17 protein-coding genes are annotated in these 19,756 nt (G+C 62.2%); 2 read left to right on the forward strand and 15 right to left on the reverse strand.

Annotated elements, in window-relative coordinates:
- Positions 1-134: 134 nt before the first annotated feature.
- The 7 genes from MKI86_RS12750 to MKI86_RS12780 all read right to left on the reverse strand — a co-directional run bounded on the left by MKI86_RS12750 (position 135) and on the right by MKI86_RS12780 (position 7,174).
- Complete coding sequence (locus MKI86_RS12750) at positions 135-1,349, reverse strand: SfnB family sulfur acquisition oxidoreductase (RefSeq protein WP_241601288.1); 1,215 nt, start codon at positions 1,347-1,349, stop codon at positions 135-137.
- Between the two features lie 67 nt (positions 1,350-1,416).
- The gene (locus MKI86_RS12755) at positions 1,417-2,457 is read right to left on the reverse strand and encodes an isopenicillin N synthase family dioxygenase (protein ID WP_241601289.1); all 1,041 of its coding nucleotides are present in this window, start codon (positions 2,455-2,457) and stop codon (positions 1,417-1,419) included.
- 215 nt (positions 2,458-2,672) lie between these two features.
- Complete coding sequence (locus MKI86_RS12760) at positions 2,673-4,034, reverse strand: O-acetylhomoserine aminocarboxypropyltransferase/cysteine synthase family protein (RefSeq protein WP_241601290.1); 1,362 nt, start codon at positions 4,032-4,034, stop codon at positions 2,673-2,675.
- A gap of 25 nt (positions 4,035-4,059) precedes the next feature.
- Positions 4,060-4,356, reverse strand: coding sequence for a hypothetical protein (locus MKI86_RS12765; protein ID WP_241601291.1), 297 nt, complete (start codon positions 4,354-4,356; stop codon positions 4,060-4,062).
- On the reverse strand, positions 4,346-5,134 hold the full coding sequence (locus MKI86_RS12770; protein WP_241601292.1) for an ABC transporter ATP-binding protein: 789 nt from the start codon (positions 5,132-5,134) through the stop codon (positions 4,346-4,348). Before MKI86_RS12770 ends, MKI86_RS12765 begins: the two co-directional genes overlap by 11 nt.
- On the reverse strand, positions 5,134-6,123 hold the full coding sequence (locus tag MKI86_RS12775; protein ID WP_241601293.1) for an ABC transporter permease: 990 nt from the start codon (positions 6,121-6,123) through the stop codon (positions 5,134-5,136). The genes MKI86_RS12770 and MKI86_RS12775 overlap by 1 nt, the downstream gene beginning before the upstream one ends.
- Positions 6,124-6,139: 16 nt before the next feature.
- Entirely contained in the window at positions 6,140-7,174 is a 1,035-nt protein-coding gene (locus MKI86_RS12780) for an ABC transporter substrate-binding protein (protein WP_241601294.1), read from the reverse strand.
- 435 nt (positions 7,175-7,609) lie between these two features.
- Here MKI86_RS12780 and ssuD point away from each other — a divergent pair, with 435 nt between their 5' ends.
- Positions 7,610-8,779, forward strand: coding sequence for an FMNH2-dependent alkanesulfonate monooxygenase (ssuD, locus tag MKI86_RS12785; RefSeq protein ID WP_241601295.1), 1,170 nt, complete (start codon positions 7,610-7,612; stop codon positions 8,777-8,779).
- 101 nt (positions 8,780-8,880) lie between these two features.
- Here the strand turns inward: ssuD and MKI86_RS12790 are convergent, their stop codons facing one another.
- From MKI86_RS12790 to MKI86_RS23800, 8 genes are all read right to left on the reverse strand, one after another.
- Positions 8,881-10,554, reverse strand: a complete 1,674-nt coding sequence (locus MKI86_RS12790) for a glycerol-3-phosphate dehydrogenase/oxidase (RefSeq protein WP_241601296.1) — start codon at positions 10,552-10,554, stop codon at positions 8,881-8,883.
- Between the two features lie 15 nt (positions 10,555-10,569).
- Positions 10,570-12,093: an FGGY-family carbohydrate kinase gene (locus tag MKI86_RS12795; protein ID WP_241601297.1), complete on the reverse strand. Its 1,524-nt coding sequence runs from the start codon at positions 12,091-12,093 to the stop codon at positions 10,570-10,572.
- A gap of 68 nt (positions 12,094-12,161) precedes the next feature.
- Positions 12,162-13,016 (reverse strand): DeoR/GlpR family DNA-binding transcription regulator, encoded by an 855-nt coding sequence (locus tag MKI86_RS12800; protein WP_241601298.1) that lies wholly within the window; start codon positions 13,014-13,016, stop codon positions 12,162-12,164.
- Between the two features lie 114 nt (positions 13,017-13,130).
- Positions 13,131-14,078, reverse strand: a complete 948-nt coding sequence (locus MKI86_RS12805; protein ID WP_134648774.1) for a D-ribose ABC transporter substrate-binding protein — start codon at positions 14,076-14,078, stop codon at positions 13,131-13,133.
- 116 nt (positions 14,079-14,194) lie between these two features.
- On the reverse strand, positions 14,195-15,235 hold the full coding sequence (locus MKI86_RS12810; RefSeq protein WP_241601299.1) for an ABC transporter permease: 1,041 nt from the start codon (positions 15,233-15,235) through the stop codon (positions 14,195-14,197).
- A 12-nt stretch (positions 15,236-15,247) separates the two neighbouring features.
- Entirely contained in the window at positions 15,248-16,789 is a 1,542-nt protein-coding gene (locus tag MKI86_RS12815) for a sugar ABC transporter ATP-binding protein (RefSeq protein ID WP_241601300.1), read from the reverse strand.
- A complete protein-coding gene (locus tag MKI86_RS12820) occupies positions 16,786-17,436 on the reverse strand; it encodes a DUF2291 family protein (RefSeq protein ID WP_241601301.1) in 651 nt (216 codons plus the stop codon). Before MKI86_RS12820 ends, MKI86_RS12815 begins: the two co-directional genes overlap by 4 nt.
- Positions 17,429-17,551 carry a hypothetical protein gene (locus MKI86_RS23800; protein ID WP_256464536.1) on the reverse strand — a complete coding sequence of 41 codons (123 nt, stop codon included), beginning with the start codon at positions 17,549-17,551 and terminating at the stop codon, positions 17,429-17,431. The genes MKI86_RS12820 and MKI86_RS23800 overlap by 8 nt, the downstream gene beginning before the upstream one ends.
- Before the next feature lie 631 nt (positions 17,552-18,182).
- Between MKI86_RS23800 and MKI86_RS12825 the strand changes: the two genes are divergently transcribed.
- Entirely contained in the window at positions 18,183-19,733 is a 1,551-nt protein-coding gene (locus MKI86_RS12825; protein WP_241601302.1) for an FGGY-family carbohydrate kinase, read from the forward strand.
- Positions 19,734-19,756: the final 23 nt, after the last annotated feature.

The raw sequence follows: 19,756 nt of genomic DNA on the forward strand, positions 1-19,756 counted from the left end.
GGATTAATTATGGAAATCGCTTTTCAACGGAACCCTCGGGGTGCCAGATACACCGATGGGGGCTCGGTCGATAAAAAAAGGCCGCAATCCCGAGAGATTGCGGCCAGGCGACCACCCCCACCACGAGGTTGATTTCACAGCGCTCCGTTTCTCGGCGGAATGACGTCGTTGAGATGATAGTTGCCCACAACGTGGTACTTCCAGCGCACCGGATCATGCAGCGTGTGTGTACGGGCATTGCGCCAATGGCGTTCGAGGTTGAGGCCGCGCTTCGTCGCGGATGTGCCGGAAAGCTCGAAAAGCACGTTCGTTGCGTCGATGACCAGCTCCGTCGTCAGCACCTTGGCAGCGGCGACAGCGAGCGTTGCGGCGACCGCATTGTCCGCGTTGAGGCTCACCTGCGCCTGGTCGATCTTCCGCCCGGCCCGCTCCACCGTCGCCTCGGCCGCCTCAATACGGATCGCCAGATCGCCGATGCGTGCAATGGTCAGCGGATCATCTGCGGCGCGCTCGACGCGCGAATCCATCCAGGGACGTGCCTTGTCGCGCACATAGCCGATAAGTTCCTTGAAGGCGGCGCGGGCAATGCCGAGATCGACGCCGGCGTGGATGATCTGGCCGACCGACCCGATCGTACCCGGCCGTTCAAAGCCCTTCTGATGCGGCACGACGGCATCGGCGGGAACATAGACGTCGCGCAGGATCGTCGTACCGCTTCCCGTGGTGCGTTGACCGAAACCGTCCCAGTCATCGACGATCTCGATGCCGTCGGTCTCACGCGGCACGAAGCACATCGTCAGCCGCTCCTGGTCGTCCACGGCGAAGGCCGTTACCCAGTGGGCGAACTGCACACCCGTCGAATAGAACTTCCGCCCGTTGATGCGAAAGCCCGCCCCGTCAGGCGTAATGCGCGTGTTGTAGTCCCCGACCGTTTTCGTACCGACTTCCGAAAGGGCATTGCCGAAACGGTCGCCGGCAAGGGCGCGGCCGAAGTAGAAGCGCTTCTGCGCCTCGCTCCCGTCATGGCGCAAGGCCTCGAGGATATAGAAATGATTCTGCGGAATCTGCCCGATCGAGCTGTCGGCTTCCGACAGGATCGCTGTGACCTCGGCAAGCACCGCATTCGAGACGTCGATGCCGCCGTATTCGGCTGGAACCGTGATCGCGAGTAGGCCCGAGTCGGAAAGCCTGTCCAATTCCTCGTGCGGCAGCGCGCGTTCGAAATCGCGCCGACTGGCACCTCCGGCGAATTCAGCCGCAAGGGTGCGGGCAACCGACAGCGCGTCTTCCTCGCTTGCGATGCGATTGGCCGCCTTGGGAGGCTGTACGAGCGTGGTGACGCTGCTCATGGATCTTCCTTTCTAAGTAACGGCGGTATCGGCGCTCGTGTGGCGGCGCTGGAAACGGCGACCTGCATCATGCTTTCGCGGGCTTCTCCAGAAGATGGAGCAGGTCGGTATGGTGCCGCTCGGCCACATCGGGGTGAGAGCGCAAACGGCTTTTCAGGTGGTTGACGCCGACCTCGCGGAAGATGGGATTGAGCGGATCGACCGTGACGCCGCGCTCGCCGCGCTTCAGTTCTTCCGGCAGCGGAATAACCGGGATGATCGCGTCGTAACGCGCGCCGAGGAAGAAGGCGACCGAGAAGCGCTCCACGCCGGCCGGCGGCGTGACGACATCATGCACGTCGGCGCGCACGAAACCGTTTGTCGCGAGTTCGAGCAGCTCGCCGCTGTTGATAACGAAGGTGCCCGGCACCGGAGGCGCCTCGATCCAGACACCCTCTTCCGTGCGGATGCGCAGGCCGGGCGTCGTATCCTGCAGCAGGACCGTAACGAAACCACCATCCTTGTGCGCGCCGACGCCCTGGTCACTGCCGGCGGCCTCGCGGCCCGGATAGCGGATAATCTTCAGGAGCTGCGACGGCGTCGGCTCGTAGATGTCGGCGAAGGCATTTTCCGGCTGTCCCAGCGAAAGCGCGATCGCCTTCAGCACGTCGATGCCGATGCGTGTGACTTCCGCCTGATAGCGCAGGAGAAGCGGCTTCAACTCCGGCAGTGCCTCGGGCCATTGATTGGGTCCGTGAAGCCGGTCCCAGGGGGTGTATACGCCACCCTCGACAGCCTCGCCCTCGGTGTTGATGTCGAGCTGTTCGCGCCAGTCCTGCTCGCCACGGGTCCGCTCGTATCCGGCTCGATTGTAGCCGCGGAAATGCGGCGACTTCACCATCTCGATCGACAGCTTGTCTGCCTCCGGCAGGGCAAAGAATCGCTTCGAAACCGCGATCACATCGTCGATCAGACTCTGCGGAACGCCATGGCCCGTGAGGTAAAAGAAGCCGTGATCATGCAGAATGCCGGTCAGTTCCCGGATGAAACCATCGCGTTCTGCGGCATCGCCGTAGAATCGTGAAAAATCGATCGTCGGCAGATGAACCGGCTTGGTGTGTATCGTCATATCGAAGGTCCCGCGTTGTTCTGGCGTGGCCGGAAAATCCGCCGCGCCCGTGATCTGACACGAGACTAGCGGTCGCCCCGCGCAAATACAGAAATTCTATCTTTTTTATGCGGTTAAAGGTGAAATGCATTTCTTTTTGCGCAACCGGCGTTGCCGCAAGGGAAGCCCCGGCGCGGGAGGAGGTACGCCGGAGCCATGCCGATCGAACGGACGGATCAGGCCAGTGCAATGGCGCGTCCGAGATCGGCGATCAGGTCGTCGGGATGTTCGAGGCCGATGGACAGGCGCACATAGCCGGGCGTGACTCCTGTCGCGAGCTGATCGTCCTGCGACAGTTGCGAATGGGTCGTCGTTGCGGGGTGGATCGCCAGCGAGCGGGCATCGCCGATATTGGCGAGGTGGTAGAAAAGCTGGAGCGCGTCGATGAAGCGTCGCCCCGCCTCGCGCCCGCCCTTCAGCTCGAAACCGATAAGCGCACCGAAATGACCGGGCTTGAAGTATTTCTCGGCACGGGCACGGGCCGTTCCATCCTGGAGTTTCGGGAAGATGACGCGCTCGACCTTGGCATGGCCTTTGAGATAGTCGGCGACCTTCACCGCATTCTCGTTGTGCTGGCGCAGACGCAACGGCAGGGTTTCGAGGCCCTGAATGAACTGGAACGCATTCTGCGGGCTGATTGCAGCGCCGATGTCGCGCAGCAGCACGGCACGGGCACGCAGGATGTAGGGGTGGAAGCCGATCGCCGACGCCTTCTCGATCCAGGTCTTGCCCTGATAGCTCGCGTCGGGCTCCGTGAGATTCGGCTGCCGCGCCGGGTTTTCCGTCCAGGGAAAGCTGCCGCTATCGACGATCGCGCCACCAATAGAGGTGCCGTGTCCGCCGATATATTTCGTTGTCGAATAAACGACGACAGCGGCGCCATGCTCCAGCGGCCGGATGATCAAGGGAGCGGCAGTGTTGTCGATAATCAGCGGGACGCCGTGCCGGCGGCCGATTGCAGCGACTTCGGCAATCGGGAAGACTTCCAGCTTCGGGTTTGGCAGGGATTCAGCGTAGTAGGCGCGTGTGCGTTCATCCGTCGCCTTCTCGAACGCCTCAGGATCGGCAGCGTCGACGAAGCGCGTCTCGATGCCGAAGCTCTTGAGCGTAGCGGCAAACAGCGCCCAGGTGCCGCCGTAGAGGCCCGCGGCGCTGACGATATTGTCTCCGGCACGCGCAAGATTGAGGATAGCGAATGCCGACGCCGCCTGTCCCGAGGAAACCGCCAGCGCAGCCGCACCGCCCTCCAGTTCGGCCAAGCGTTGCTCGAAGACATCCTGCGTCGGGTTTGAGACACGGGTATAAAGATGGCCCGGCGCCTCAAGCGCAAAGAGCTTGTCCGCCCCTTCGGTGCCGGGCAACTGAAACGAGGAAGTCTGGTAGATCGGAACCGCGACCGCGCCCGTCGTCGGATCGAACCGGAAGCTTCCGCCGTGGAGCGCGATGGTTTCGGGATGACGGCTCTTGAAGGTCGCGTTTCCCGCGGGAACGTCGATGATATCCTGCTCGGCGACCTCTGGGGATTGATGAATCGTCATGACATTTCTCCTTTGATGAGGCGCGTCAGGCGCGCGCGGGACGAGCCGACAGCAACGCGCCGGCAAGGAATAGGCTTGCTGCAGCCCAGAAGGCTTCCGGCGCGTACCACCGGATGCCGTAGAGGTGATCGTCGGTGCAGAGTGCCTGGGCGAGCGCACAAAGGTCCGTCGCCCCGGCAATGCAGATGACGGCCTGGCGGACTGTCAGGTAGTCCGCCTCAACGACCTTGCTGAAGATCAGCCACCACCAACCGATCGCGGCGAGGGAAAAGACGCCCCCAGCGGCTGCGACGATCGGATAGGTTCGGGCGCTAGACGTCATGGGAGATCCCCAGCTTTTCAAGCAGTTCGCGACGAAGCGCCACGAGACCGGCATCATCGCGCCGACGCGGATGTGGCTGATCGACGCGAACCTCCGCAACGATGGACGCCGGACGGTCCGAAAGCACGATCACCCGATCGGCGAGAAGCAGTGCTTCCTCGACATCGTGCGTCACGAGAAGCGCGGTGAAACCGGCGCTCTTCCAGAGGTCGAGAAGCTCGTTCTGCATTCTCAGCCGCGTCAGCGAGTCGAGTTTGCCGAAGGGCTCGTCGAGCAACAGCAGCTTGGGGTCGTTGACGAGGGCGCGGGCAAGGGCTGCGCGCTGGGCCATGCCGCCGGACAGCTGATGCGGGTAGACATCGGCAAAGCCCTCGAGCTTCACCAGTGTCAGCACTTCGTCGATACGGTACTCCCGCTCGCGGATGAGGCCCCGTGCCTCAAGGCCGATGGCGACATTGTCCCGTACCGTGCGCCAGGGAAACAGCGTCGCGTCCTGAAAGACGAGGATGCGATCCGGATTGGGCGCGGCGATCGGCAGGCCGTCCTCCAGCACGTTCCCCACGGTGGGTGTCTCCAGCCCGGCGGCAAGCCTCAGAAGCGTGGACTTGCCGCACCCCGACGGTCCGAGCAGGGCAACGAATTCCCCTGGCTCGATAACGAGGCTCACATCGTCGAGAACCTGAAGATTCCTGCCGTCGAGGTCGTAGTGGTGTGTGACGCCTTCGATGTCGAGGGCAATGCTGTTCGAGACAACGTTCTCCGCAAGAGCAAGCGCCATCAGAGAATCCCCTTCTGCCAGCCGAGCAGCCTGTCGCGCACCACGAAGAGGAGGCGCACGAGGCCAGCGCAGATCAGCGCCATGATGATGAGGGCGGCATAGACATTGGCGTAGGCCGAATAGGCCGTGTTGAACTGGAGATACCAGCCGAGGCCGAATTTCGCGCCCAGCATTTCGGCGACGACCAGCACGGCGAAGGAGTAGTAAAGCCCCATGAAGACGCCGACGAAGACGTTCGGCAACGATGCGGGAATGGCAACCTTGAAGATGAGGAAGCGATTGCTGGCGCCGAGCGTACGAGCGACATCATAGAACGAGCGGTTGACCTGCCCGACACCGGCGGCCGTGAGGATGGCGACCGGAATGCCGGATGCCAGCGCCACGAGGAAGATGGACGCGTGGAAAGTGGTCGGAAAGAGGAAGAACGTGCAGGGGATCCAGGCACTTGCCGGAACGGGGCCGATCAGTTTGAGAAGCGGCATGCCCCAATAGGCGAACCGCTTCGACCAGCCGAGCGCCACGCCGCCGGCAAAGCCCACGAGAATGCCCGAAAAGAAGCCGAGACCCCAGAGCCGCCCGGTATAGGCGACGCAGATCAGCAGCCGCTCCCAATCCGTGACATAGACATGCAGCAAACCCTGCGGTGGCGAAAAGAAAGGTTTGGGCAACCAGCCGAGCTTTGCAGTCAGCACTTCCCAAATCGCACGCCATAGGCCGAGGACGATGAACCAGGGCCCATAGTGCACAAGGGTACGTCCCAGGCCGCCGAGCCGGTGCACCGTCACCGACAGCACAAGAAAGAAGGCTGCGCCGAGAAGCGTCACGATTGCGAACAGCTCCGTTGCACCCCAGGTGATGACATCGGGCAATCCGTAAGTCACGGCAGAGGCGAGCAGCCATGTTCCGGCTGCAAACACGCCGTTTCGCCAGAGACCGGCTAAGGGCAGACCGAAGGATCGCTGCCCTGCCCCTTCGAATGTATTTTCCACCGCAGCGCTCATGACATCACGCGAAGATGTCGATGGTGATGCGGTTTGCGATCTCGTCCGGGTCCGTCGACGCATCGATGACGCCGGTCAGCTTGAGATCCTCGTAACCGATCTTAACCTCCTTCAGCAGATCCTTGCCGAACCAGTGGTCGTGGTAGGTGAAGGAGGAGAGGACTTCCGTCAGGTCCTCCAGCGGAAGGCCCGGCTTCAGCGTATCGAAATACCATCTGGCAACCTCGTCAGGGTGTTCCGCCGTGTACTGGTGGATTTCCAGATTGGCAGCGGCAACGCGCTTGATGGCATCCTTGTTGGCTTCGTAATAATCGCCATTGACGCCGAGCACGCAGCAGACGCGGTCCGTGAAGGTGCCGGTCTGCGTGTCCGCGACGCGGCGGAAGCCGTGTTGCTTTTCATAGGAATAGGCCCAGGGATCCATATGCGCAACGGCATCCGCCTCGCCCTTCAGTACGCCCTCCGCCACCAGATCGAACGGGAAGACCTTCCAGGTAACGTCTGTTTCGGGATCGAGACCAGCTTTGGCGAGCGCGACGGAAAAGGCGACGCGCGACGGCGACATCACATCGAAGGTGCCGATGGTCTTTCCCTTTAGGTCCGTCAGTATCTTGATGTCGGAGTCCGGCTTGACGAGCACGCTCTGGCAACCGCCATGCGAGCCGGCAAAGAGCCGCACGTCGAAACCCTGCTCGATGGGCTTCAGCCAGTCGTACAGCAGGCCCGGCCCGGCTTCCGCCTTGCGGGTGGCGAGCGCCTGGATCAGGGTCTGGCCGCTCGCGCCCTGATAAAACAGCTCCACATCGAGACCGTGCTTGGCATAGATGCCCTTGGAAAGGCCGAAGCCGACAGGCGAATGGCAGGCCGCCACTTCCGTCCACTCCAGCTTGATCGGAATCGGATTGCCGGCGATCGCATAGCGCGTCGAACGGGCGCCGACGACGCCGGCCGTGGCGGCTGCCGCTGTCACCCCTGCTGCCTTGATCAGGCTGCGACGCGAAAAGCCCTTTGATAACGTGGATTCGGATTGCTGGCTCATCATTGGTCCCCTCGACTGTTGATGGCACCAGCTTAATCGAAACGTCTATTGTTTATAGATTTTATAGATTATTTCTGGTGGTAAGGTGGGAATATTGTTTTGCGCGGCGCCCCCGCCCGCGCATTCTCGTCCTCACCAAGGCAAGAGGGCACCGATTTCCTCAGCCGTGAGGCAGAGCCCCAGGCGCCGCGGTGAACGCTGGAATGAATATGGTGTCAGCCAAGTCTTGTTGAAGCGCCGCATGTCCGCTCAAAAACTTTGGCAGACACCGAACGCGTTTCCGCACATTCGCGGATCGCGATAAAAATCCACCGGGCCTCGTCACAAGAGAATTAAATTCCTTATGGAAACTATAGAATTTATTATTCTCGGGGAAACGCCTGTTTCCGCAGGCGCATCACCAGACGACGCCATGCGCACCGCAGGAGACATTTCGTGACCAAGACAGCCACTCCCCTTGATTTCCTGTGGTTCATCCCGTCATCCGGTGACGGTTCCTATTTGGGCTCTGACAAGCTGAGCCGTCCGTCGGATCCCGGTTATTTCCGCGAGATCGCCGTTGCCGTTGATCGGCTGGGTTATTCGGGCGTGCTCATCCCGGTCGGGGCGGCCTGCGAAGAGTCCTTTGTGCTTGCCGCGGATCTCGCCGCACGCACGGAAAAACTGAAATTTCTCGTCGCCATCCGTCCCGGCACGGCAACCCCAGCCTATTATGCCCGGCTCGCCTCGACGCTTGACCGCGTGTCGAACGGCCGCTTGCTGCTCAACATCGTCGTGGGCGGCAGCGCGCAGGAACTGGCCGGCGATGGCATCTTCCTGCCGCATGACGAGCGCTACGACCACGCAGCCGAATTCTTCAAGGTCTTCAACGAACTGATCGAAACCGGCAAGTCCAACCTCGACGGCAAGTATATCAAGGCAATCGACGCCCAGCTTGGCCTTCCTCCGGTGCAGCAACCGCGCCCGCCGATCTATTTCGGCGGCTCCTCGGACGCTGCAATAGACTTCGCCGACGGCCTCGTCGACAAGTACCTCACCTGGGGCGAACCGCCCGCGCAGGTGGCGGAAAAGATCGCGCATGCCCGCAAGGCCGCCGCTGCCAAGGGCCGCGATGCCTCGTTCGGCATCCGGCTTCATTTCATCGTCCGCGAGACGGACGACGAGGCGTGGGAGGCTGCCGACAGGCTGATCTCCCATCTTTCCGACGAGGCGATTGCAGCCGCGCAGGAAGTGCTGACCAAGAATTCGGATTCGGTCGGCCAGGCGCGCATGGTCGCCCTTCACAACGGCCGCCGCGACAAGCTTGAAGTCTCGCCCAACCTGTGGGCCGGCATCGGGCTTGTGCGGTCCGGCGCGGGCACCGCGCTGGTCGGCTCGCCGAAAACGGTTGCCGCGCGCCTGCGTGAGTATCAGGACCTCGGCATCGATACGGTCATCGCCTCGGGTTATCCGCATCTCGAAGAGGCCTACCGCGTCTCAGAACTGCTCTTCCCGGAACTCGGTCTGCCCGGGCCGCGCAACCAATTGCGTGCCTCGTTCGGACACCATCAGGTCTTCGGCGGCGGTGGCCACGGCGGCAACGTCAAGCTCACATCCGCCTCCTGAGCGCCTTGCTCGTAGACCGGGTACGCCGGGTCCTCCGGCGTACGCTGTCACAACGGATCTCTCCATTGCGGTCAGGTTGGATCTGGGGACAATCGCGCGGCTTAGAGGCTGACGCGGTTGAACGTCGTGAGATGCGCGGTCACGGAAGCCAGTTCAGCGGCCAGTTTGTCATCGTTCCAGCCGAGAGCAGTCGCTGCGACGCGTGCGATCTCATCGAGCCCCGCTGCCGTCAGCTTGCCTTCGATGGCAAGCGTCGTGCGCCGCATGACGATATCGGCGAGATGGCCGACCATCTCGTTACGCACGACCCAGTCGATTTCACCTTGGCCATAACCCTCCACGTGAGCGAGCGGCTGGTCGCCCACCTTACGGATATGCGCCAACACAGCGTCGGCGGTCGTGCCGTAACGCGCAAGCAGTCCCTCTATCCGAGACGCCGGAAGGCCACTCTCCGCCGCACGCCGGGCAATCCACGCCTTGCGTGCCGCGTCGTCCGTCGGAAAATCTCGTCCGCCACCGATCGGAAGCATCTGCGTGCTGACCGTGCGACTGCGGCTAGTGCGCGAAAGGATCGTGTCGGCGACTTCTTCGGCAAATCCACGGAACGTCGTCCATTTGCCGCCGACCAGCGAGATGACCGGGAACGGTCGTCCCTTGGCCGGCTCTGCGACCGGTGCAGAATGGTCGCGGCTGATCAGGCCCGGATTGCTGGCGTCTGACGCCGGAAGCGGGCGGATGCCACTATATGCATAGACAATCTGGTCGCGACTGAAATCGAGCTTCGGCAGGAGCGAGCGCAGGCTGGCGATGAAGTAGTCGATCTCGTCTTCCTCGCAGCGCACGGTATCAGGATTATCGGCCTTGATATCCGTCGAGCCGACCAGGGCGAGCCCGAGAAAATCGTAGACGAGGCAGATACGCCCGTCGTCGGCCTCGAAATAGATCATCCGGCCCTTCAGGCTCTTCACCAGTTCCGGGTGCTGCAGCAGGATATGCGAGCCCTTGGTGCCGCCGATGAGCTTGCCCGATATGCCTAGCGTTTCATTGACGTGATCGATCCACGGGCCGGCGGCGTTCACCACCGTCCCGGCGCGAACCAGCCGTTCGACTCCGTCTGCGTCGCGCAGCGTGATCAAACAGTCCCGTTGGCCAACCAGCGTGGCGCCATTCATCGCGCCGGACCCCGTGCTGGCGTTGAGACCATCGCGCACCAGTTCCCAGACGAGCCGCTCGGGCCGGCTTATCTTGGCATCATAATAGATGCCGCCGGCAACGATGCGCGGCGTCAGTGCTGGCATTTCCTGAAGCGCCTTCCGGCGGAAGAAGAATTGATGCTTCGGCATCACGCGGTGCCGCGCGCCGTAAAGGTCATAAAGCGCAAGGCCGATCTTGATGAGCAAGGCGCCACGGCTGCGCGGCGCGGTGGTGGACCCGAGCAGCGTGCGCAACGCGGCGAAAGCCCCCTTCATGAGCGAGAAGGACGGGATGAAGGTGGGCAGCGGCTCGACGCAATGCGGCGCGTTGCGCAAAAGCAGGTTGCGCTCCAGCGTCGACTGCGCGACGAGGCCAAGCTCGCCGGTCTCCAGATACTTGATGCCGCCATGGATGAGGCGCGAGGGTGCCGCACTGGTGCCAGCGCCGAAATCCGCTTTTTCGACAATCAGGCACTTCAGCCCTTGAAGGCAGAGATCGCGAAAAAGCCCCGCCCCGTTTATGCCCGCGCCGAGAATGATGACGTCGAATGTTTCGACCGCATCGGCTGCCATGTCCGTCATGATGGGTATGTCCTGTTACTGTACCGCGCCGCCGAGACGCCGCAGCGTCGGCCAGAGCGGCCTCATGGCCTCTGCGAGATCGAGAAAGATCCGGTACTTCTCGTCATAGGCTTTCTGCCTGTCAGGGTCCGGCTGATAGGTCGTTTCGATCGATGCGAGATCGCGCGGATCGTCGGTCGGAGAGGCGAAAAGCCCCGCACCCGCACCGGCGCAGAGCGCCGCGCCCCAGGCCGCAGCCTCCTCGGTGCGCGTCGCCGTCACCGGCATACCGAGAATGTCGGCGAAGAGACCGGCCATGGCCGGATTGCGCGACACGCCGCCCGTCAAGCGTGCCGAACTCGGTGCAAAGCCGTCGCGCAAGGCATCGACATGAACGCGGTGGTTGAACGCGATGCCTTCTAGGACCGCGCGCACCAGATCGCCACGATCGTGCCAGGCATTAAGGCCATAAAACCCGGCGCTCGAGGCCCCTCCGAAGGGTGAGCCAAAAAGATAGGGATGGAAGAAAACGCTCGACGGGCGCCCACGCGCCGCCTCGAATTCCTTGCCGAGGATGGTGTGAATGCTCTGGCCGGCAGCTTCCGCCGCCTTCGCGTCGCCAGCGCAGAACTGATCGATGAACCAGTCGTAATTGGCAGTCGAGGCCGGTGAGATCGACATGCTGTTCCATTCACCGGGAAGGATGCCGTTGCGGCAGAACCAGCGCGCATCGACCTTCGGCGCACGCGACACCGTCTCATTGATCGAGTAGGTGCCGGCAATGACGGCGACGACACCCTCGCCATAACCACCCATGCCGAGCGCGGAGGCGGTGACATCGTGAAGACCAGCCATGACGGGTGTGCCCTCGACGAGCCCCGTCAGACGCGCGGTGGCCGCGGTCACGCCGCCGACGACATCGGTAGAGCCTGCGATCAGCGGCTGCTGGCCGACAAGACGGTCCAGCCCGAATAGGCGCAATGCGTCGTCAGTGTAGTCTTGGGTGCGAACATCTGTGAAGGAGGTGCTCGCCTCCGTGCGGTCCGTGCCGATCGTGCCGCAGAGGCAGAAGCGCAGCCAGTCCTTCGCAGCGATGAAATGCGCAATCCGCGCATAGCGCTCAGGTTCGTTGTCGCGTATCCACCTCAAGATGGCGGAGGGCGCGGAAGCGTGTGGCTTCTGGCCGGTCAGAGCAAGCGATCGTTCGCCGATCTCGGTGCTGTTCCAGGCATCCGCAATCGCATCGGCGCGCGTGTCCAGCGACACGATGGCATTGCCGAGCGGCCGCGTCTCCTTATCAAGCAGGTAGATGCCGTCGCCATGCGCCGTGGCCGCGATGGCGACGATGTCGGAAGCCGGCCGGCCGCAGGCGGCAACCGCCTCGCGCATCGCATCGGCCGTTGCCTCCCAGAGGCCATCCATATCGCGCTCAACATGCTGCGGAGCTGGGATGAGTTGTGGAACGCGCCGGCGCGCGGTGGAAAGAACCGTTCCATCCGCATCGAAAATCACGGCCTTCGTTACGGTCAGGCCGCTGTCTATACCCAGAATGCAGGGCATCGTATTCTCCATTCTCAAGCGGAGGAAAAACGGCAACCGGCATCAAACTGTCCGCAGCAGCGAACCCTTCAGCCGGACCGCTCTCCGTCCGCCACTATCACGTTGATCCCCTTCGAGCGCAGGCGCGACAGATGGGAGACCGGAATATCCTCATCGACGATCACGGCGTCGAATTCCTGCAGCGTCGCGAAGTGATGCAGGGCGCGCCGCTCGAACTTGGTATGATCAGCCAGAAGCACGCGACGCGACGCGCATTCGAACATCGCCCGCTTCGTCTCCACCGTCTCGGGAGACTGGTGATAGACCACGTCGTCGACGATGGCCGACAGCGACATGAACACTGTATCGGCGCGCAGCCGGCGGATTTCGTTGGTGGTGATGTGCCCCATGAAGGCATTGCACCAATGGTAGAACTGCCCCCCGAGACAGATGAGGTTGATGTCCTTCACCTCCTTTAGCTCGGTGATGAGGACGAGCGAATTGGTGATGACCGTCAGAGGCACCTTGGCCGGCAGGAAACGCGTCATCTCGTGGACGGTTGTAGCATCGTCCATGAAGATGGCCTGCCCCGGCTCGACGAACTGCATCGCTGCCTTCGCGATGGCCTTCTTCTCCTTGGCCTGCTTCGTCGCGCGATAAGCGTCGGAGGATTCGATCAGGCTGGTGGGCGCTGCGGAAACGATGCCGCGCGTCTTGCGAAACAGGCCGCGGCTGACGAGTTCATCGACATCGCGGTGTGCGGTCATCAGGCTGATGCCAAAACGTTCGGTCAGATCCTCGATGCGCAGTGAGCCTTCGGCAATTACCGCCTCGGCAATCATCTGGCGTCGCGCGATCTGCCGGGCCTGCCGGCTATCGCTCGGCAGTTCCTCCGAAAGCAAATCCTTGACATCGACTTTCTTGTTCACGGGAAATCCTGCCATGCTTCGAGGTGAGAGCTGTCGTATCTCGTATCGGGCGGCAAGGAGAATGCCAAGCTGACCGGGCGGTGCCCTGGATCCGGGTGGGAGCGCCCCGAAAGGCGCTCCCAGTCTTGATTACTCGCTCAGAACGAACGGAGCGGTGTACTTGTCGACGTTGTCCTTGGTGATCAGCAGGCAATCGAAGAGCTGCTTTTCGGTTTCAACGCCGGTCGAGCCCGTCTTGATGACGTTGTCGGCCTGCTTGACGGCTGCTTCAGAGAAGACGGCAACCGGCTGGAGAACGGTGTACTGCAGCTCACCGGCCTTGATGGCCGCAACAGCGTCCGGCGAACCGTCGAAGCCGCCGACCTTGACCTGGTCGAGCTTGCCGGCTTCCTTCAGGGCCGCGATGGCGCCAAGGGCCATTTCGTCGTTACCGCTGATCACGCCGATGATGTCCGGGTTTGCCTGAAGCAGGGACTGCATCTTGGCGTGGCCCTTCGTGCGGTCCCAGTCGGCCACTTCGCGGCCGACCTTCTCGAGGTCCGGGTACTGCGTCAGGACGGTTTCGTAACCGTTTGAACGCGTTGCGGCGTTGTTGTCCGAAGGCGCGCCGAAGAGTTCGACATACTTGCCCGTCTCGCCGACCGACTCGACCCACTGCTGCGCACCGAGAGCGGCGCCCTGGGCATTGTTGGAGACGAGCTGCGCCTTGGCCAGGCCTTCCTGGTTGATCTCTGCGTTGACGAGAATGACCGGAATGCCGGCGGCAACGGCCTTCTTGACCGCGCCGACCGAACCGTCGGCGTTGGCCGGGTCGAGGATGATCGCAACCGACTTGTTGGTGATCGCGGTGTCGATCAGGTTGCTTTCAGTGTTCGTGTCGCCCTTGTGTGCGCCGACATTGGCCGTGTAGCCGAGGCCTTCAGCCGTCTTCTTGGCAACTTCGCCTTCCGTGAACCAGTACGGGTTGGACGGATCGTTGACGATGACGGTGATGAGGCCTTCGGCCCAGGCCGAGCTGAACAGCAGCGGCACGACGGCAGTTGCTGCGAAGAGGATACGCATACCTTTTTTGAACATAGTCTCACTCCCTTTGTTGAGTCTGTTGACGCCGATTTTCGGCAATACTTTCCGCTGCCGGCTCCTCGATGGTCCGCCTCGTCCGGCCGCGGTCAGTTCCAGTCAGCCGTCGCGCTTCAGCGGCGGCCGTATTTGACGCTGTTCAGAAGAACGGCGGTGACGATAACGGCGCCGGTGAAAACCGTCTGCCAGTATGCGGAGACGCCGATAATCACGAGGCCGTCCGAAAGGAAGCCGATCACGAAGGCGCCCAGCATCGTGCCGATGACCGTGCCGCGGCCGCCAGTCAGCGCCGCGCCACCGATGACCACGGCCGCAATGGCCGTCAGCTCGTAGGTGGTGCCGGCAGTCGGGCCTGCGGATGTCAGCTGCGAGGACAGGACGAGGCCGGCCACGGCAGCGCAGATGCCGGAAAGCACATAGACACTGATCTTGACGCGCTTGACCGGCACGCCCGACAGTTCTGCAGCACGCTCATTACCGCCGGAAGCATAGAGCCAGCGGCCGAAGGCGGTGCGCGTCAGGATAATGTGGCAGACGACGGCGAAGACCAGCAGCACAATCACACCGATTGGAACGCCGGCCAGGCGGTTGAAGCCGAGCCAGTCGAAGCCGGTATTGCCAAGCTCCGGACGACCGCCAAGATTGTTGTAGGTTAGCCCGTTGGTCATCAAGAGAGCGATACCGCGGGCGACGTAGAGCACGCCGAGCGTGGCGACGAACGCCGGGACACGCAGATACGCGATGAGTACGCCGTTGACCGCGCCGACGACCGCACCGAGCAGGCATGTCAGAACCACGACGACCCAGACAGACGGATAAAGGATCACTCCGATCTGCGGCAGCGTCACGCCCTGCATCAGGAAGCCCGCAACAACGCCGGCAAGCCCGAGCGTCGAACCCACGGACAGGTCGATACCGCCATTGAGGATGACGAGCAGCATGCCGATGGCCAGCAGCCCGAAGATCGCCACGTGCGACGCCATGATCAGGAAATTGTTGATCGTGAAATAGTTCGGCGACATCAGCGAGAAGACGACCACGATGGCGATCAACGCGAAGAAAGCTCGGCCTTCGAACAGCAGTTCGACAAGGCTTTTCTTGCGCTTGCCGCCGCTTGTCGCCGCCATCGTGTCTATTGCAGGTGTGACTGACATGCTTCAGCGCTCCTAATGGGCATGCACGGCTTCGCCGGAGGCGGCCATGATCTGTTCCTTGGTCGCATCGGGACCGAATTCTGCGGAGATGCGGCCACGCCGCATGACGATAATACGGTGCGCAATGCTGAGGCACTCGCCGACCTCGGAGGTCGTGTAGACAACGGCAAGTCCCTGCCTTGCGCGCTCGGCCAGCAGCTTGAACACTTCCGCCTTGGCGCCGATATCGATGCCGCGGCTGGGCTCGTCGAGCAGGATGACCTCAGGGTTGGTCGCCAGCATCTTGCCGATAACCACCTTCTGCTGGTTGCCGCCCGAGAGCGAACCGATTGCGGCATCGCCGCCATCCGTCTTGATATGCACCTTGCGGATCGCGTTGCCGACGAGATCGAGCTCGCGGCCGGCGGACGTGAAGAGGCCGCGGGTGAAGGAGCCGATACTGGCGAGCGAGAGGTTTCGCCCGACAGTCATGGTCTGCACCAGACCGTCGCGCTGGCGATCTTCCGGCACGAGCACGAGACCGTCGCGAATGCACTGTGCAATCGACTGGCCTGTCACGTCCCTACCCTTCAAAAGCACCTTTCCGGCGGTTGGCAAGAGACGTCCTGCGGCCGTTTCCAGCAATTCCGTGCGCCCTGCCCCCATGAGGCCATAGATGCAGACGATCTCGCCCTCGCGCACCGACAGCGACAGGTCGTCGACGACCGAATAGCCGGCACCGCCAGGATCGGGAACCGTCAGACCTTCGATGGAAAGCGCGACGCCGCCCATCTCATAACCTGTTGGCGGCGAGCCAAGATCGAAATTTTCACCGACCATGTGGCGCACGATCCATTCCAGATCAATGTCTTCCCGCCCGGCATAGGCGGTCATGGCGCCGTCGCGAAGAACCACCGCGTGGTTTGTGATCTGCAGCGCCTCCTCGAGGTGGTGCGAAATGTAGACGATGGAGACGCCGCGGGCGGTCAGATCGCGGATGACCTTGAACAGCACCTCCACCTCGGACGCACTGAGCGCCGAAGTCGGCTCGTCCATGATGAGAATGCGCGAATTGACGGACAGCGCGCGGGCGATCTCGACGATCTGCTGCTGACCGAGGCGCAATTCCTCTACCGGGGTCAGAGGATCGATATGCTCTTCGAGCTCTTCCATCAGGAGGCGCGTCTGGCGCTCTTCTTCTGCGAAGTCCACGCCCGTCGCCGTCATGATTTCGCGACCCATGAAGATGTTGTCGCGGACGTTCATGTTGGGAGCGAGGCTGAGCTCCTGATGGATGATGGAGATGCCGCGGTCGCGTGCTTGGGAGGATGACGCGAAGGCGACAGGTTCCCCATCGAGTATGATTTCGCCGGACGTGGGCTGTACCACGCCGGACAGGATTTTCATCAGCGTCGACTTTCCGGCGCCGTTCTCGCCGAACAGCGTCGTCACTTCGCCGCGGCGAATGTCGAAGTTCACACCCTTGAGAGCGTGGATATTGCCGTAGGATTTCGCCACGTTGCGTGCAGCAAGGACGACTTCACCCTTCTGGCCGATGTCGGCAACTTCGCTCATTGGACGTCGAACCTCACGGGCGTGACGATCCAGCTCTTCGGGTTGACCAGCTTGAAGACGCCGATGACCGTTACGGTCTTGCCCTCGATCGCTGCAGGATCGAGATCGCCGAGCACGACCTTCTTGACCTCGTTGTTGATGGCAGAACCGGCATCCTGATATTCGATCTGGTTCTTGAACTGGCCGAACTCGATCTTGCCCGTCGCGTCGCGCAGGTCCGTGCCGTTCAGTGCCGGCCCGGTCTGGACGCGCACAGTCAGCTCGGCGGGCAGGCCCTCGACCGCAACGACATTGTAGTTCGCCTTGCGCTCGCCGAGCACGCCGGTGAGTTTCACAGGAAAGACCGGCCCGACGGACGTAGCGACGCCATACTTTTCACCGGCGGCCTTCCTGTCGGCCGCAATGGCCTGCGACAGCTCGACAGCGTCGACGGCGCGCCCTTCCACATCCTGCTTGATAATGGGGAACTGCTCGGCACCGAAGGCGACCGGCGAGAACTTCTGCACCTGGACGTCAGCGTCCGAGCCGATCGTTACGATCTTCGTGTCGAAGGCCATGGCGCCGACGAGCACGATGGCGGCTGCAATGCCAAACCAGCGATAGGACCGCGCCGGCTGCGGCGATTTCGAGAGCGTGGCTTCAGTCATGTCCGTTGGCCTTGAGATAGAACGAGGAGGTTGTCAGCGAGGACGGCGACGACAGGAACGGCGCATCGCTCATGCGGCGACCGTTTACGGGCATCTGGAGATCAGAAGATGTCACGACGTCCTCCCATGAACCGCGCTGGCCAGATCTCCTCACCCGCTTCGCGCTGCATTGCACACATCTTCGCATCTGCGGTATGTGCACGTTATATGTCCCAACACATATGTTAAGTTAACACAGGCTGTCAATCGGGCTTTTTGCGGCAATCCACATTCATTCGCGATGACTGCCCTCGTCGAAACGTCAGAATCCCCGCCCCGACAGAAACAAGCCAGACAGAGTGAAATCGTCGCCTTGGAAGCGTAGAGAAATCCGATATAATGCTGATTTTACTCAATTAACCTCGCAAGCCGCGTGAATACAGGGCACTTTTCGACAACGCATGAGAACACAATCACAATCTGGCACACGGTGCTGGGACCTCAAAAATTGCGTCGACTCAACAAGCACCACAACCTGCGCTTACCTTGAAAAAAACTCCACAGGCCGAAAATTTTTCCGAGACATGCGATAACTTTGTGTTATCTTCCATCGCGAGGTACGGAATATCTGCGTTCATTTCCTTTTGGCGTCACCGCCGAACACGAAAAAGCACGCGCTTCCGGAAAGACTTGTCGGGAGGATTGAATGCCCTGTTTCGGATCAGGCAACGCGGCGGCCACCGCTTCGCGTGGCGTGGGTGCGCGACATGACTGAGTCGCATGATCTGATCATCGGCATCGATGCCGGCACGTCGGTCATGAAGGCGGTGGCCTTCAGCCTGAACGGCCGCCAGATTGCCAGCGCCTCGGTGCGCAACAGCTACAAAACGGGCGACGACGGGTCCGTCACGCAATCCCTGGACCAGACCTGGCACGACTGCACACGCGCCCTGCTCGGACTGGCGGAAAAGATCGATCGTCTTGCCGAACGTACGGCCGCCATCGCTGTCACAGCACAGGGCGACGGCACCTGGCTCGTCGGCGCCGGAAATCGCCCGGCCGGCGAAGCTTGGCTCTGGCTTGATGCCCGTGCCGCCTCCACCGTCGAGCGCCTTGCCGCTACCGACGGGGATAGGGCGCGATTCGCTGCGACGGGAACGGGCCTCAACACCTGCCAGCAGGGCACGCAACTGGCCCATATGGACCGTTATTATCCCGAGCTCCTCGCCGGGGCGGAAACGGCCATGCACTGCAAGGACTGGCTCTATCTCAACCTGACGGGCGTGCGCGCGACGGACCCGTCCGAGGTCAGCTTCACCTTCGGTAATTTCCGAACACGCCAGTACGATACGGATGTTTTGGCCGCCCTTGGCCTCACGCACCGGCGCAACCTGCTGCCCGAGGTCATCGACGGCACGCAGACATCGCACAAGCTGACGGCGGAGGCGGCGGCGTCATCCGGTCTCAGGGCCGGTACGCCTGTCTGCCTCGGCTATGTCGATATGTGCATGACAGCGCTGGGTGCCGGCGTACGCAGCGAGGGCCGCAACGCCGCCTGCTCCGCCATCGGCTCGACCGGCGTTCACCTGCTGGCCAAGGCTGTAGAAGACGTCGTTCTGAATGCCGAACGCACCGGATACGTGATCGCACTTCCGATTCCGGGCATCGTCACCCAAGCCCAGACCAATATGGGCGCGACGATCAATCTCGACTGGCTGCTGCAGGTGGGCGTCGACATGCTGGGCGAGTTCGGCGTCAGCGTCGGGCTGGACGAGATGATCGCCCGCGTCGACCAATGGTTTACGGCAAGCAAGCCGGGCAACATTCTCTATCACCCCTATATTTCGGAAGCCGGGGAACGCGGGCCATTCGTCAATGCACGCGCGCGCGCCAATTTCACCGGCCTTTCCAGTCGCCATCGCTATCCCGATCTCGTTCGCGCCGTGGTCGAGGGCCTCGGAATGGCAACGCGCGACTGCTATGCCGCCATGGGGGGCCTGCCCTCCGAGTTGCGCGTGAGCGGCGGCGCCGCACGCTCGGCATCCCTGCGGCGCACGCTTGGTGCGGCCCTTGGAGCGCCCGTGCGCGTCAGCACGCGTGAAGAAGCCGGAGCTGCCGGCGCCTCGATGATGGCAGCTGTCGCCATCGGCGCCTACAGCACCATGGACGACTGCATCGCCGATTGGGTGACACCCGAGCTCGGCGCGGCCGAACAGCCTGATGCAGAAGCATCCGAACGTATGACACGCCTTTTCACCGCCTATGCGGATGTGCGCCGGGGCATCGCGCCCGCCTGGGACATCCTTGCCGCGCGTTGAGGACAACGACGATCGTGCCGCCG

This window comes from Shinella sedimenti, assembly GCF_022601905.1.
Lineage (GTDB): Bacteria > Pseudomonadota > Alphaproteobacteria > Rhizobiales > Rhizobiaceae > Shinella > Shinella sedimenti.